Here is a 13,358-nt window from a genome sequence, read left to right as displayed (position 1 = left end):
TACGAATGCGGTGGCATTGCCGGATGGCACACTCCACCGATCCTGCGGCGCAACCGGCCGGGAGCCGCCGCATCGACGAACTTGACGCACTGCGCGGGCTCGCGCTCCTCGGCATCGTCATGTTCAACATCGTCCAGATGACGCACCTGACCCGGGTTTCCGGACCGGCCGACGAGCACGTCGGCGCGTACGTCTGGGAGCTGCTCTTCGTGCAGCGACCGTTTCCGATCTTCTCGCTGCTCTTCGGGATCAGCTTCTCGCTCTTCCTGCGGACGGCGGCTCGGCGCACGGACCGCCCCCGGCTGGTGCTGCTGCGTCGGCTGCTCTGGCTGGGTCTCTTCGGCGCGCTGCACACCCTGATCCAGCCCGGCGAGGTGTTGAAGTTCTACGCCGCGTTCGGCCTGGTCGTGCTCCTGCCGGCGTCGTACCTGTCCCGCCGTTGGGCGCTCGGGCTGGGCATCGTGTTGACCCTCGCCGCCGCGCTCACGTTCAACGGCGTCTTCATCATCCCGGGCGTCTTCCTGCTCGGCCTGGCGATCGCGGAGTACGGCATCCCGGACACGCTGCCGTCGCGAGGCCGGCAACTCGCCCTCGCCCTCGCCGTCGCGGTGCCGGTCGCCGCGGTGCTGGGCTGGTTGCAGTTCCGCGCTGGAGTCGGACCGACCGCCAACTACCGCATCCTGCCGGCCGGTCTCGCCTTCGCGTTCCTCTTCACCGTCGGCTTCCTGCTGCTGATGCGAACCGCCCTGCGACGCCCGCTCGGCGCGTTGCTGTCGCCGCTCGGTCGGGTGGCGCTCACCAACTACATCGCCGCGTCGTTCCTGATCGTGGCCGGTGATGCGTTGCTCGACATCGGCTCTCGGTCCTCGTACGGTGCCGTGGTCGCACTGGGCCTGGCGATCGGGGTCGTACAGGCGATCTTCAGCCTGCTCTGGCTGCGCTCCTTCCGTTACGGCCCACTCGAATGGCTCTGGCGGTGCCTCACCTGGTGGCAGTGGATGCCGATCCGCCGCGCCTGATGCTCATCTGCCGGTCGCGGCACCTCCTGCGGATGCGGGTCGACGTGGACACCGTCCGCCCCTCGCGAGGCTGCTGACCATCGAGCAGCGCCATGGGGGCATCGTCCGGCATTAACATTCACTCACCTCGAACTTCGGTCCGATTCGGGGCATGGCCGGGACAGCGGCCGACGCGGCGCCCTCCCCCGGCGCCTCTGCTCAACTCCGAAGGAGTCGATTCGTGCGGAAAGCATTCAGCATGCTCGTGGCGCTGCTGATCATCACGGGCTCCGCGCAGGCCGCGCAGGCGGATGCGGGGCCGGTTACGAGGGTGACGCTGACAGGCGGGAACAACTTCTACTCGAGAGTCGAGGAGCGCCTGCTGAGCCGAACGGTCACGCTCTCGGCCGGTGAGTCGAGGCACGTTCGGGGCCGTCTCGAGGCGACGAGCAGCGTCACACAGGTCGTCGCAATGAACAACACGCTCAAGTGCGTGGACGCGGGCGGCGCCGTGGTCGGCACCACCTCGACGTCATCGCGCAACCACGAGGGCTCGGACACCACGTACTACGCCACGCCTGGGCATCTACCGATCTACGCCGACCTGCTGTTCACCGCGCCGTCGGCCGGCACCTACACCTGCGGCCTCTACGGATACACGGCCTCCAGCTCGCTCACCGACTACCATCTGACCGCCGTCGCCACCAACACCTGGCTCGAGGTGAGCGACACCAACCAGGTGGGCGCACGCTGGTGGCAGAACCCCACCTGCAACAGCACCGGGACGTCCAGCACCTGCACCTACGTCGGCGCGGGCACCTCCACGGCCTGGGTGTTCTACAACGACGGCACGCCCGTGTACAAGTGGAACGCCCACAGCAACGCCACAAGCGTCCAGGCGCTGGCCAATCTCGAACTCACCACCTGCTACACGGGTACCGCCTCGTGCAGCAGCAGCATCGACGCCTACGAAATGCCGCGCGGCACGAACGCTGTGGTGGATGTGCGCTTCGAGATGATCCAGTTGGACACCACGGCGCACACCTGTCGCACGACGAGCACGGCGACGTCCCGCAAGACGATCCGCGACGACGCGCACCACTACGTCGCGAACTTCGCCCTGTCCGGCATCCCGGTCGACCCGACCTGCGGCACCCGTAACTTCATCATGCGGATCTTCGTGCAGCACGTCTCCGGCAACCCGATCAAGATCGACGGCGTGCAGAGCACCACGTCACTCACGAACGGCATCGCCATGAACATTTTCTGACGGGTCGCACGCTCGTCGGACAGCGGTCCAGGAGCCCCCTCGTGAGGGCTCCTGGACCCGTTCCGTGTCTGGACGTATGAAACAAGTCCCACCATGTCGTTTATCAATGCGTAGGACGTCGCCGCCGCGATCGGGACTATACGATCACCGCACCATCCGGGCACCATCCACTAAGGAGGCTCCATGCGTAAAAGCATGGTGTTGCTCTGCTGCCTAGTCACCACGATCGCGGTCACACCGTCCACCGGTCAGGCGAAGGAATCTTCGGCCGGGCGGGCCCCGCAACCCGGCTTTGCCGCGGCAGTCGACGTCGAGGCGATGACCGCGCAGTTCCACCGACTGGAAGCCGCTGCCGCCGCGCACCCCGAGGGCGCGGGCGGCACCTACTTCGACGAGGTGACCGGTCAACTGGTCGTCCGCCAGGTACAGAACGCCGAAGGTGCCCGGCTTCGCTCCACGGTGGGCTCCCGCTCGCGGCAGGCGGGAGAGGTCCCGGTCCGGTTCGAGACCACCGCGGTACCGATCAAGCGGCTGGAAGCCGCAGCCGAGCGGCTGGCGAACAGCCGCTCCTGGGCTGGCTCCCACGCGGCCAGCGTCGACCGTGTGAAGCTGGACCGCCTGGCCGGGGAGGTCGTCATCCACGCTTCCGGGGACGCGGACGCACTCGTCGCCGCCGCCGTCAAGGCCACCGGCGTGACTCCCCGGGTGTCGGTCTCGCAGGCCGGGATCACGCCCGCCAGCCGCCGGGTGGACACCAGCCCGTACTACGGCGGGTTGGCGATGTTCAACTACAACGTCACCGCCGCCGGAGACAACCCGCGTACCGTGAACGCGTACTGCACGACCGGCTTCCGGATGACTCGCGGGGGCACGAACAGCAACTGGGTGACGACCGCGGGGCACTGCGGTGCCAATGGCACCACCTTCTGGCACAACGGCGGCTGGAACCTCCGCGTCAGCTCGAACTACCTGACCCTGGGCACGGACGTCTCCATGGTCGCCGGCGAGAACGGGGCCTACTTCAGCCGGTTCTCCTGGTTCGGTGAGCGCGACACGTCGACGGCCAACCCGGTCACGGCGAAGCTGACCGGGTGGCCCGCCATCGGCTCCGCCGTCTACATCTCCGGATCCAACGGCGGCCTGGTGTACGGCAGGGTCACCGACACCGGCAACACCGGATGCACCGGCTCCCCGGTGGTGGAGGTCGACACCGTCACCGGACACGCGCAGGACGGCCCCGTGCTCGGCGGCGACTCGGGCGGGCCGGTGACGAGGTGGAACACCGCCACCTCAGCAACGAACGACCTCGTCGCCGAGGGCAGCGTCACCTGTTCCGACCGTAGCAGCTACGCCGAGTTCGACCCGATCCACCGCATCGAGGCGGCGACGGGCGCCGTCGTCGTGGTCGCCGGCACCTGACAGAACTTGTGCGGGCGGCGTGCTGCCTGACGCCGCCCGCACACCACTGCGACGTTCTCACCGCCCAAACGCCGCGAACGTAGGCCCCAGTACGCCGCGACGGGCCGGCACTCTTCCTACATCGTGTCGCGCACCTGATGACGAGTCCCGCATAGCCGTCTCGGATCTTGAGGGCCGCCACCGGCTTGAACAGCAGGTCGATCGTCGTCTCGTGCTCGTCGTCGACTGGATTGCTGCGCAGCAGCAGCTGGCCGTTACTTGCCGAGTAAGCCTCCATCGCGAACCGGCGGTCGCTCCGGAAGATCTCGACTCCCGGGACCAGCTCATGGTCTTGCCTGAGCCAGGTACGCACAATCATGAGGCCGTGATCAGACCGCGGACCGCCGTGGTCGACGTGACGTCACCGCAGTTCGGCCTGACCAGTCCCGCGATCGACTTCGTGCGCCTGGCGGAGTCCTTCGGCGTGCCCGCCACCGGCGCCACGACCGCGGAGGAACTCACCGAACAACTGTCCAACGCCCTCGCCGAACCAGGCCCACACCTCATCCAGGCCGTCGTCCCACCTGCCGCCTGAGCACCGGCCGAGCCAGGGTTGGTACTGGCGCGAAACAAGCGGGCAGGAGCTGCTGCACCACGCCAGAACATCTGGTGAAAGATCGAGCGAACCAGCGCCACCAGCAAGTGGCAGTGATCGACGAGGGCCGCAGTCGCGGCGGGCAGGAGGCCCGGCGGTACCCGAGTGGCACCGCTGGCCCCATCGCGGCCGCTCATCGCGGCGGACACGCACGATGACTCATGTCGCCCCGCGGAACCAGCCAGATGCTCGCGCGGCGCTCGCACCCCCACAACCTCAGGATCGCCCCCGCGTTACTCGGATAGCATTTATCCGGGTATGATCGCGGACAGAGATATCCCAATGAAAGGCGGAAAGTCGTGCGCATCGTCGTCGCCGGGGGAACCGGACTGATCGGATCGAAAGTTGTCGCGCTGCTACGGGGCCAGGGTCACGACGCCGTGCCCGCAGCACTCCAGACCGGCTTCGACACCATCACCGGCCACGGCGTACGAGACGCCCTCAAGGGCGCAGAAGCCGTCGTCGACGTGACAAATCGGGTGGTCTTCGAGCCGGAGGAGGTGATGAACTTCTTCACCACCTCCACGCGCACCTTGCTCGACGCCGCGCGTGAGGCCGGGGTCCGGCACCACGTGGTGCTCTCGATCGTCGGCGTCGACCGGCTCGCGTACCCGGGCTATCTCAACGCCAAGGCCGCCCAGGAACAACTCGTCGCCGCCTCCGGCATCCCGTTCACGACCGTCCGGTCCACGCAGTTCTTCGAGAACCTCAGCGCCATGGCGGCCGGTATGGCCCAGGACGACCAGATCGTGCTGCCGACCGCCGACCTGCAGCCGATCGCTGCGGCAGATGTCGCCGTCGCGATGGCCCAGGTCGTCACCTCTCCCCCAGTCGGCGGGGTGGTCGAGATCGCCGGGCCAGAACGCGGATCCTTCACACGGTTCATCGGTCCGGTCCTGGCTGCGCAGGGAGACGCGCGCCCCATCAGGGCCGACGTGAGCGCCGACTACTTCGGCGTCCCGATCGTGCACGACTCGCTGGTCCCGCTCGGCGCGGCGCGCACCGGCCGGACCAGCTTTGCGGACTGGTCCGCTTCGCAGGCTTCCTGACTTCGCCCCACTTCCAACCACCGAACCGCACCCAGAAGAGCTCGTGACGACGCACGCACACAACGGCCAACCCCGCCTCGACCTGCGGACGGCTGCACCCAAGGCAGTCAAGGCGCGGTATGCCACCGACCAAGCTGACCGAACACGGAGTAAGTGACGAGACTTGGGACGGCGTCCGCGACATCCTGACCGACGAGGAACTCGGCGCGCTTGTCATCCAGGTAGCCCCCGGACCGTCCTCCCACAGCGCTGCCGGCTCGTCCGGCATGGCCGCGTCGAGGACCCGGGCGCGATGCGCGACCGGCACGGTCCCAGCATCTGCGACCGTACGGACAGCCGGAAACGCGGTTCTCCCGATCGGCGTCGCCTGCGTAGGATCTCCGGCGATCAAGGGGGATGAACGGTGGACGATTTTCAGCAGTTCGTGACGGATGTGACGTCACGTCTGTCCACGATGTCCAAGGGTGAGCTGTACACCGTGGGCGACGGTCTCGACCGGGACTCACTCTGGCTCACCTTCCTCGATTCCTTCCCCGCCGGCACCAATCCGCGGTTCCGTGAGCGATCCGAGTACGACTGCTCGACCTGTCGCGGCTTCATCAAGCACTTCGGCACCGTCGTCGAGATTCACGACGGGCGGGTCCGTACCGTCTGGTCCGGGGTGTCGGCATCCGACCCGGTCTTCTCCGTCGTCGCCGCCGCTCTGGACGAGTTCGTCCTCTCGCTGCCGCTGTCCACCATCTTCCGTTCCGGTCAGGAGCGGTACGGAACGAAGACCACCCGAACGTTGCGCGACGGGCAGGTCGAGGTGTGGCAGCACCTGCACGGGCGGGTGGAGCAGCGGCATCGCACCGAGAACGTCGGCGCGGCCCAGGGCGACTTCCACGCCGCGGTACAGGTGTTCCAGCGTGGTCTGGCCGAGCTGACCGGGCCCGCGCTGGACACCGTCGTCGACCTCGTCGACAACAACGCCCTCTACCGCGGCGCGGAGCATCGCCGGGCGGTGACCGAGTTCCGCTCGCTGCGGAACCGGTGGACCCAGGCGACCGACCGGCGTGCCTTCGTCTTCGCCAACGCCATGAACCCGGCGGCCCGGTTCCGCAACACGGTGATCGGCACCCTCGTCCAGGATCTCTCCGCGGGCGTCGACCTGGAGCAGGCGGTCCGGTCGTTCGAGGCGAAGGTGGCGCCGCAGAACTACCAGCGCCCCACGGCGTTGATCACGCCGGGCATGGTCACGGCCGCCATGCGGACCATTGCCGAGCTTGGCATCGAGGAGTCGTTGCAGCGACGGTTCGCCCGGCTCTCCGACGTGTCGGTCACCAACGTGCTGTGGGTCGACAACGACGCCCAGGCGCAGATGAAGGACGGTATCGAGGGGCTGCTCATGCAGGCGGCCACCACCCGGTCGCCAGGTGCGCTCCTTCGCGACGCCAAGCCGGAGGAGATTCCCGTGATCTCCTTCATGAAGGACATCCTGCCCGGCGCCGCCACCATCGACCTGTGGGTCGCCAACACCCGCGAGCCGCACCTCGTCAGCCTCACCACCGGCCAGAGCCCGGATGCTCCGCGGTTGTTCAAGTGGGACAACGACTTCGGCTGGTCGTACGGCGGCAACGTCACCGACTCGATCAGGGAGAGGGTCAAGCGGGCCGGCGGCAACGTCACCGGCAAGCTGCGGGTGAGCCTGTCCTGGTTCAACCACGACGACCTGGACCTGCACGTGTACGAGCCCAACGGGGACCACATCTGGTACCAGGAAAAGCGCAACAAGCTGGACGTCGACATGAACGCCAGCGCGCCGCTCTCCCGCGAGCCGGTGGAGAACGTCACCTGGACCGACCGGGTCCCCGACGGCGAGTACCGGATCGAGGTGAACCAGTACCGCAAGCGGGACAGCAACCAGGTCGGCTTCGTGATCGAGACCGAGAGCAACGGGAAGATCGAGCATTACCGCCACGAGCGCGCGGTCGGCCACAAGGAGACCGTCGAGGTGGGCCGGATGACGGTTGCCGGCGGGGTGATCACCGCTTTCCGACCGGGTAGGGACGTGCAGTCGGGCAGTGCGAGCAAGGAGCTGTGGGGCATCACCACCGAACAGTTCGTGCCGGTGTCCACCATCATGTACTCGCCGAACTACTTCGACGACAACGAGGTCGGTAACCGGCACTACTTCTTCATCCTCAAGGGGTGCGTCAACGACCAGCCGACGCGGGGGATCTACAACGAGTTCCTCCGTGGCGACCTGCAACCGCACCGCAAGGTGTTCGAGGTTCTCGGCGACCGCACCAGGTGCGAGCCGTCCACAGATCAGCTTTCCGGCCTCGGCTTCAGCTCCACCATCCGCAGCTCCGTCGTCGCGAAGGTGACCATGACCGGCGGCCGGCGCCGCCTCGTCAGCATCCAGTTCTGATTCCCCACCCGGATATTCCAGAGAGGCTACCCGTGACCATTTTCGAGAGGGCCACCCGGGAGAAGTTCCGCTATCCGTCGGCCAAGGGACTGCTGACCACGGAACAGCTGTGGGAGCTTCCGCTGACCGCCAAGTCCGGCTTCAGCCTCGATGACGTGGCCAAGGCGGTCAACGCCGAACTCAAGGCTGTCGACACCGAGTCGTTCGTGACCACCGAGGCCAATCCGGCCAAGGCAACCCTGGAGACCAAGCTGGAGGTCGTCAAGCACGTCATCGCCGTCCGCCTCGCGGAGGACCAGGCGGCGAAGGCGGCGGCGGCCAAGAAGCTGGAGAAGGAGAAGCTGATCGCGGTCCTGGGCCGCAAGCAGGACGCGGCCCTGGAGAACCTGACCGAGGCGGACCTCCTGGCCCGTATCAACAACCTGTAGCCGGCAACAAACGTCTGCCAACGGGCCCCGCACGTCGTCGGCTCGTGACGTGACACCGCGACGTAAGATGGGATCTTTGCCCGGTGATGGACGGTGCGCGTCACGAGCTGGCCCGAATGCGGAGCTCCTCGGCCCGGTGGCAGGAGCTGCGCTACGAGCGGGCCACCGATGCCGAGGGTCATGACCACGACGGCCACGCGGCGCGGCGGGCGCTGGTGTTGTGGGCGTTGCAGTACGACCGGCGGGTAGAGGATCTCCCGCTGCTGCGGTGGTTGGCCGAGCAGGAGGCGGTGTGCCGACGTGCGGCGCCGTTTCAGGGGCTGACTGAGGAGACCGAGCTGGTCGGCTTCCTGCTCGCCGAGCATCAACGCGTACCGGATGTGTGGCGGCACTGGGAGATCAAGCGGGCCAACTTCGACACCTGGTGTGGCTACGACACCGAGCACCTGGTTGCCGCCGGGGTGCAGGCCACGCTGGATTTCGTACGCGACAGCGAGCACGCCGACAGGGACCAGGTGCTGGAGCGCCTGCTCGACGACGCAGGCCAGCCACTCGTACCCGAGGACGACGTGGCGGAGTGGTTGCAGTGGAAGCGGTCGAGTTTCCCGGTCGACCCGGCCGCCGAGGACCCAATTCGGTGGGTGCGCCGGGCCAAACTGACTGGCGACGTCGAGCTGGCTCACCAGTGGCTGGCACGTTGGGCATCCGGTCGCCAGCGGGACCGAGCCACGCTGAGCCAGCTCCGGTACCAGTTGGCTGACCTCGGCGCGTTCGCCGAAGCAGCCAAGGCCCAGCGGGAGAGCCTGGTGTACGCCGATAATCCGTGGGACACCGCTTCGGCGTGGCAGACCCTGGCGCAGCTGGAACGCCAGGCCGGCGGGCACGACGCCGCCTGGAAGGCGCTGTGTGAGTGCCGCCAGGCCCTCGACGGCGTGGCCGGCTGGACAGCCGTGGGCCTCGGTCGGATGTACGTGCAGGAGCTGTTCCTCCTGGCTGGCGCCGCCGACGGTCAGTTGGCCAGGGCGGTGTTCACCGAGGCGGACAGGCAGGCGCTCCACTTTTCCGAGTTGCCTCTGGTCACTCTGCAGGCCGCCGCCGAGGCCGCCGACAGGATCGCCGACCAGGCCAGGGCGGAGCACTACCAGCAGCTACGCGACGCCGAACGACGGCGCATCGACGACGAGATGGGCCGGATCTGATCCTGACCCTCCAGCCTGGATGCCGACGACCGGCACGAAGGGCCGCGCGGGAGAACGAGCGCTTCGCCGCAGTTGGTGGCCTACGCTCCAGCGTCCTCGTCACACGGGCCAGCAAGCGTCTCGATCGCGAAAAACTGCGGCTCTGCTTCCTCCCGAGTGAGGCTCGCCAAGCACTCCGAGGGTTCATCGCCCCCGCTCACCGCGTCGACGTACGCCTGGGCGTGGCGCGGGCTCATCCGCGGCGCCTGCTGTCGGACATACCGCAGCGCCGCCATCCTGTTCCCACCCTGGATGAGGGCACGGACTTCGGCGAGCAGCGGATCTGGTGGTCGGACGCCCTTGTACTGCCGGAGATAGACGTCAACCCATCGATCCGCGCCGCACATCACGACGGGTATGTGGTGGATGCTGCCGTCTTCCCCGTCTACGAAGTAGGGGCCCTGTCCTACCAGCATCGTGCCGATGTCACCGGACCGCAGGTACTCGACAGCCTGCCAGCCGACCAACCACCCGAGGACGTGCTCCTCGACACCGCAGATCGCAACCTCGGGCACATCAGCCAGCTGTCCCCCCCTTCGCTGCCTGATCAGCAGGGCCTCGACGAGCGCGACAGCGCGCTCTCTGGTGATCATGTCTGGCATCATCCACCACGACGACCAACACGCGTGTCCGCTATACACTCATCCACGGCGGCCTGGGCAAACAGGACCTCGACCATCCTTTGCGGGTCGAGGGTGGTCGGTCGGTCACTCACCTGCCCGTCGCCGAGTTCGATGACCCGCCATACGCCGTCCGTACGAAGGGCGAGGTCCACGGTGACGAAGGGCAGACCGAGCCCGGCGATCATCGGTGCGATCGGGGTCGGGTCGAAGTCGACCGGCGCGGGATCGTCTGGGCTGTCGGGGTGCGCTCCGGTCAGGACACAATCGCCGTCGATCCACCACGTGCGTACCTCGGCGGAGGTGAGCTGCTCGAAGCGCCGCAACACGAACCCACCGACAAAGTCGTCGTCGCGCAGCTCCAGGAATCGGCTCGCCGTGCTCCACGCCGACCCGGCGTCCGCAAGGTCGGGGATGAACGCGGCTTCGTTCCAGTAGTGCTTCATCGACTTGCTGTAGTCGCGCAGCACCGCCGGCCCCGCGCCGAGCTCGACGCGGGCGCGATCGAAGTCGGCCCGCTCCGAGCCGGTCGTCCACACCGACGGTGGGGTGACCGCCGTCAGGGCCACGTACCAGCCAGGCAACTCATGTGCCCGGCGGTACTGTTCACCGTCAGTCCTCAGCACCACTCCACGCTCAGCGAGCGCTTCAGCGAACATGGTGTACCGCTCGCTGCGCAGCATCCAGCCGCGGTAAACGGCCATGCCACTGCCGGATACCGAGGCGACCGCTCGGCGTACATCTGCGCCCCGCGCCAACGCGTCATGGTCGACCACCGCCACATCGAGCCCGGCAGCACGCGCCGCCTGCGCCTCGGCCGCAAAATGCTCGTCCGGGCGGCGCGGCCGTAGTGGGTCTGCGGGAACCAACAGGATCACGGCTACATCCTGGGCCCCGGACCGATCGACCTCAACGCGTTAACCGGGCCCAACCCGGTCGCTGCCCGGGCCGAGATGACCCGGGCTAACCCGGTTGGTTTCGCTTGGGAACCGATGCCTGGGGTGCCAACCGCACCACGGGCGGGAGCGGCGGAACATCCGGGGAGGCTTGGAATGCCGAGATGGCGAGTGCGGCGAAGCGCCGGGAGGCGGTGACCTGGGTCGTCGGCGAGGCCGCGTGGATACCGCTGTTGGCCATGAGCACCAGGAGGACATCGTCCAGGACAAAGTCGGGGCGCAGGCGGCCCGCCTCCTTAGCGCGGCGGGCCAGTTCGTCGATCGCGGTGAGCGCATATTCACGGCGCGCTTCGAAATCAACCGCGTTGGGGAAGGTCGAAATGAGAGCCGCGGTAAAGCCTCGGTCGTGCGCCTGCAGTTCACACATCTTCTCGATAACCAGACAGAAACCGTGCCACGGATCCGGATCAGCAAGGCCCTCGTCGACAACCGCGCGACACGCGTGCATCTGTTCGGCGAATGCCTCGGTGACCAGCATCTCCTTGGTCGGAAAACGGCGGTACAGGGTGGCAGGTGCCACACCGGCGCGCCGGGCAACCTCGCGCATGGGCACGTCCAGACCCTCAGCGAAGAGAGCGCGGGCGGCCTCAAGGATACGCTCGCGGTTGTCCAGAGCGTCGGAGCGGAGAGCGTGAGGCAAACGGTCGGTCACGACTCTCACTTTAGTGAGGCGGACGGCAGCGTGCGTTAGCGTCCGTCCGCATGAGGGCTTTGCAATTTTCGAAGTATGGTCCGGCGAGCGTCCTTACGGTCTCGGAGGCGTCGGAACCGCACGCCGGACCCGGCCAGATACGGGTGGCGGTCAGGGCCTCGGGTGTGAATCCGGCCGACACGTACGTCCGCGCCGGCCAATTCCAGGACTGGATTCCGCTCCGCCTGCCGCACGTGCCCGGCGTCGACGCCGCCGGCGTGGTGGATGAGGTCGGTGACGGGGTGACCACCGCTCAGGTCGGCGATGAGGTTTTCGGGATAACGGACTACGACCAGATGGGCGGAGCGAACGCCGAATACGCCGTCCTGGCCGCGTGGGCACCGAAGCCTGCCGCCCTGACCTGGGAGCAGGCCGGCGGCGCGGCGGGGAACATCGAGACGGCCACCCGGGTGCTCGACCGGCTGGGCGTCAAGGACGGCACCACGCTGTTGATCGAGGGCGCGGCCGGCGGGGTGGGTACGACCGCGATCCAGCTCGCGGCCGCTCGCGGCGCGGCAGTCATCGGTACGGCCAGCGAGCGCAACCACGAGTTCGTCGCCTCGCTCGGGGCGATCCCGACCACCTATGGCCCCGGACTGGCCGAGCGGGTTCACACTCTGGTGCCCAGCGGGGTGGATGTCGTCCTCGACTGTGCCGGCTCTGGTTCTCTGCCCGATCTGGTCGGCCTGGTCGGGAGCCCGGACAGGGTGGTGAGCATCGCCGACATCAACGCCACGGCCCACGGCGTGCACCTGTCGCGCGGTTCCGGCCCCGGTGCCGACACACCGGCTCTCGACGGAATCGCTGCCGCTGGCGAACTCGCCGAACGGGGTCGTTTCACGGTGCCGGTCGCTGCCGTGTTCGCTCTGAACGAGGGAAGCGCCGCCCACGAGTTGAGCGAGTCCCGCCATGCGCGGGGCAAGATCGTGCTGATGCCGTAGGTGCCCGACCGAGCGTCTGTGCACCTGACCGGAGAACACCCGGGTTCGGGGTCGTCGGAAAACCCCCTGGATTCGACCGACGGGGATCGCCCACAATGCCACCGTGGAACGCGAGCGCCTGGTGAAGTTGAGCAAACGGATGTCGAAGGCCCTCCGGCACAATCCCGAACGGGCCGGCCTGGTGCTCGACCCGGCCGGTTGGACTCCCGTCGACGGACTGCTCGCCGCCCTACGGATCGATCGGGCCGAGCTGGACGCGGTCGTCGCCGGCAACGACAAGCAACGGTTCGCGGTCGAGCGCGGCACCGACGGGGTGCTGCGGGTCCGGGCCAACCAGGGCCACTCGGTCCCGGTGGACCTCGGGCTGCCCCCGGTGACCCCACCGGAGCGCCTCTACCACGGCACCAGCACCGGTGCGCTGGAGTCGATCCGGGCCACCGGCCTGCACCGCGGCGGGCGGCACCACGTCCATCTCTCCGCCGACACCGAGACCGCCCACCGGGTCGGCGCCCGACGTGCCGGTCGAGTCGTGATCCTCACCATCGACGCAGCGGCGATGGCCGCCGACGGGCACGAGTTCTACCGCAGCGCCAACGGCGTCTGGCTCACCGACGCCGTCCCTGCCAGCTATCTGCTCGACTGAGCCCTGGCCCGACCCAGGCCAGAGCCCAACCCCATGCAGGTACTGCCGCACCCGCACC

Annotated in this window: 13 protein-coding genes; 10 read left to right on the top strand and 3 right to left on the bottom strand. The window is 67.9% G+C overall.

Annotation, left to right across the window (positions count from 1 at the left end; all coding sequences use genetic code 11):
- Nucleotides 1-23: 23 nt before the first annotated feature.
- The 8 genes from AB0C15_RS01700 (at nt 24) to AB0C15_RS01665 (ending at nt 9,410) form a co-directional block, all read left to right on the top strand.
- A complete protein-coding gene (locus AB0C15_RS01700) occupies nt 24-1,019 on the top strand; it encodes a DUF418 domain-containing protein (protein ID WP_357347584.1) in 996 nt (331 codons plus the stop codon).
- Nucleotides 1,020-1,239: 220 nt separating this feature from the next.
- The gene (locus AB0C15_RS01695) at nt 1,240-2,268 is read left to right on the top strand and encodes a hypothetical protein (RefSeq protein WP_357347582.1); all 1,029 of its coding nucleotides are present in this window, start codon (nt 1,240-1,242) and stop codon (nt 2,266-2,268) included.
- Between the two features lie 183 nt (nt 2,269-2,451).
- Nucleotides 2,452-3,687 (top strand): hypothetical protein, encoded by a 1,236-nt coding sequence (locus AB0C15_RS01690; RefSeq protein WP_357347580.1) that lies wholly within the window; start codon nt 2,452-2,454, stop codon nt 3,685-3,687.
- A gap of 364 nt (nt 3,688-4,051) precedes the next feature.
- Entirely contained in the window at nt 4,052-4,261 is a 210-nt protein-coding gene (locus AB0C15_RS01685; protein WP_357347579.1) for a thiamine pyrophosphate-dependent enzyme, read from the top strand.
- A gap of 359 nt (nt 4,262-4,620) precedes the next feature.
- On the top strand, nt 4,621-5,370 hold the full coding sequence (locus AB0C15_RS01680) for an SDR family oxidoreductase (protein WP_357347578.1): 750 nt from the start codon (nt 4,621-4,623) through the stop codon (nt 5,368-5,370).
- Nucleotides 5,371-5,773: 403 nt separating this feature from the next.
- Nucleotides 5,774-7,783 carry a hypothetical protein gene (locus tag AB0C15_RS01675; RefSeq protein WP_357347577.1) on the top strand — a complete coding sequence of 670 codons (2,010 nt, stop codon included), beginning with the start codon at nt 5,774-5,776 and terminating at the stop codon, nt 7,781-7,783.
- Nucleotides 7,784-7,815: 32 nt separating this feature from the next.
- Nucleotides 7,816-8,211, top strand: a complete 396-nt coding sequence (locus tag AB0C15_RS01670; protein WP_357347575.1) for a hypothetical protein — start codon at nt 7,816-7,818, stop codon at nt 8,209-8,211.
- Between the two features lie 116 nt (nt 8,212-8,327).
- A complete protein-coding gene (locus AB0C15_RS01665) occupies nt 8,328-9,410 on the top strand; it encodes a hypothetical protein (protein WP_357347573.1) in 1,083 nt (360 codons plus the stop codon).
- Between the two features lie 80 nt (nt 9,411-9,490).
- Here AB0C15_RS01665 and AB0C15_RS01660 read toward each other — a convergent pair whose 3' ends face one another.
- The 3 genes from AB0C15_RS01660 to AB0C15_RS01650 form a co-directional block, all read right to left on the bottom strand.
- Nucleotides 9,491-10,042, bottom strand: coding sequence for a YrhB domain-containing protein (locus AB0C15_RS01660; RefSeq protein WP_357347571.1), 552 nt, complete (start codon nt 10,040-10,042; stop codon nt 9,491-9,493).
- 8 nt (nt 10,043-10,050) lie between these two features.
- A complete protein-coding gene (locus AB0C15_RS01655; protein ID WP_357347569.1) occupies nt 10,051-10,947 on the bottom strand; it encodes an ATP-grasp domain-containing protein in 897 nt (298 codons plus the stop codon).
- Between the two features lie 85 nt (nt 10,948-11,032).
- Complete coding sequence (locus AB0C15_RS01650; RefSeq protein WP_357347567.1) at nt 11,033-11,677, bottom strand: helix-turn-helix domain-containing protein; 645 nt, start codon at nt 11,675-11,677, stop codon at nt 11,033-11,035.
- A 50-nt stretch (nt 11,678-11,727) separates the two neighbouring features.
- Here AB0C15_RS01650 and AB0C15_RS01645 point away from each other — a divergent pair, with 50 nt between their 5' ends.
- The gene (locus AB0C15_RS01645; protein ID WP_357347565.1) at nt 11,728-12,657 is read left to right on the top strand and encodes an NADP-dependent oxidoreductase; all 930 of its coding nucleotides are present in this window, start codon (nt 11,728-11,730) and stop codon (nt 12,655-12,657) included.
- A gap of 103 nt (nt 12,658-12,760) precedes the next feature.
- Complete coding sequence (locus tag AB0C15_RS01640; RefSeq protein WP_357347563.1) at nt 12,761-13,300, top strand: RNA 2'-phosphotransferase; 540 nt, start codon at nt 12,761-12,763, stop codon at nt 13,298-13,300.
- Nucleotides 13,301-13,358 lie beyond the last annotated feature (58 nt).

The organism is Micromonospora sp. NPDC048835 (assembly GCF_040649995.1).
In the GTDB taxonomy this organism is placed as follows: Bacteria; Actinomycetota; Actinomycetes; order Mycobacteriales; family Micromonosporaceae; genus Micromonospora.
The sequence above is the reverse complement of the archived record's forward strand: the minus strand, read 5'-3'. Positions and strand labels throughout refer to the sequence as shown.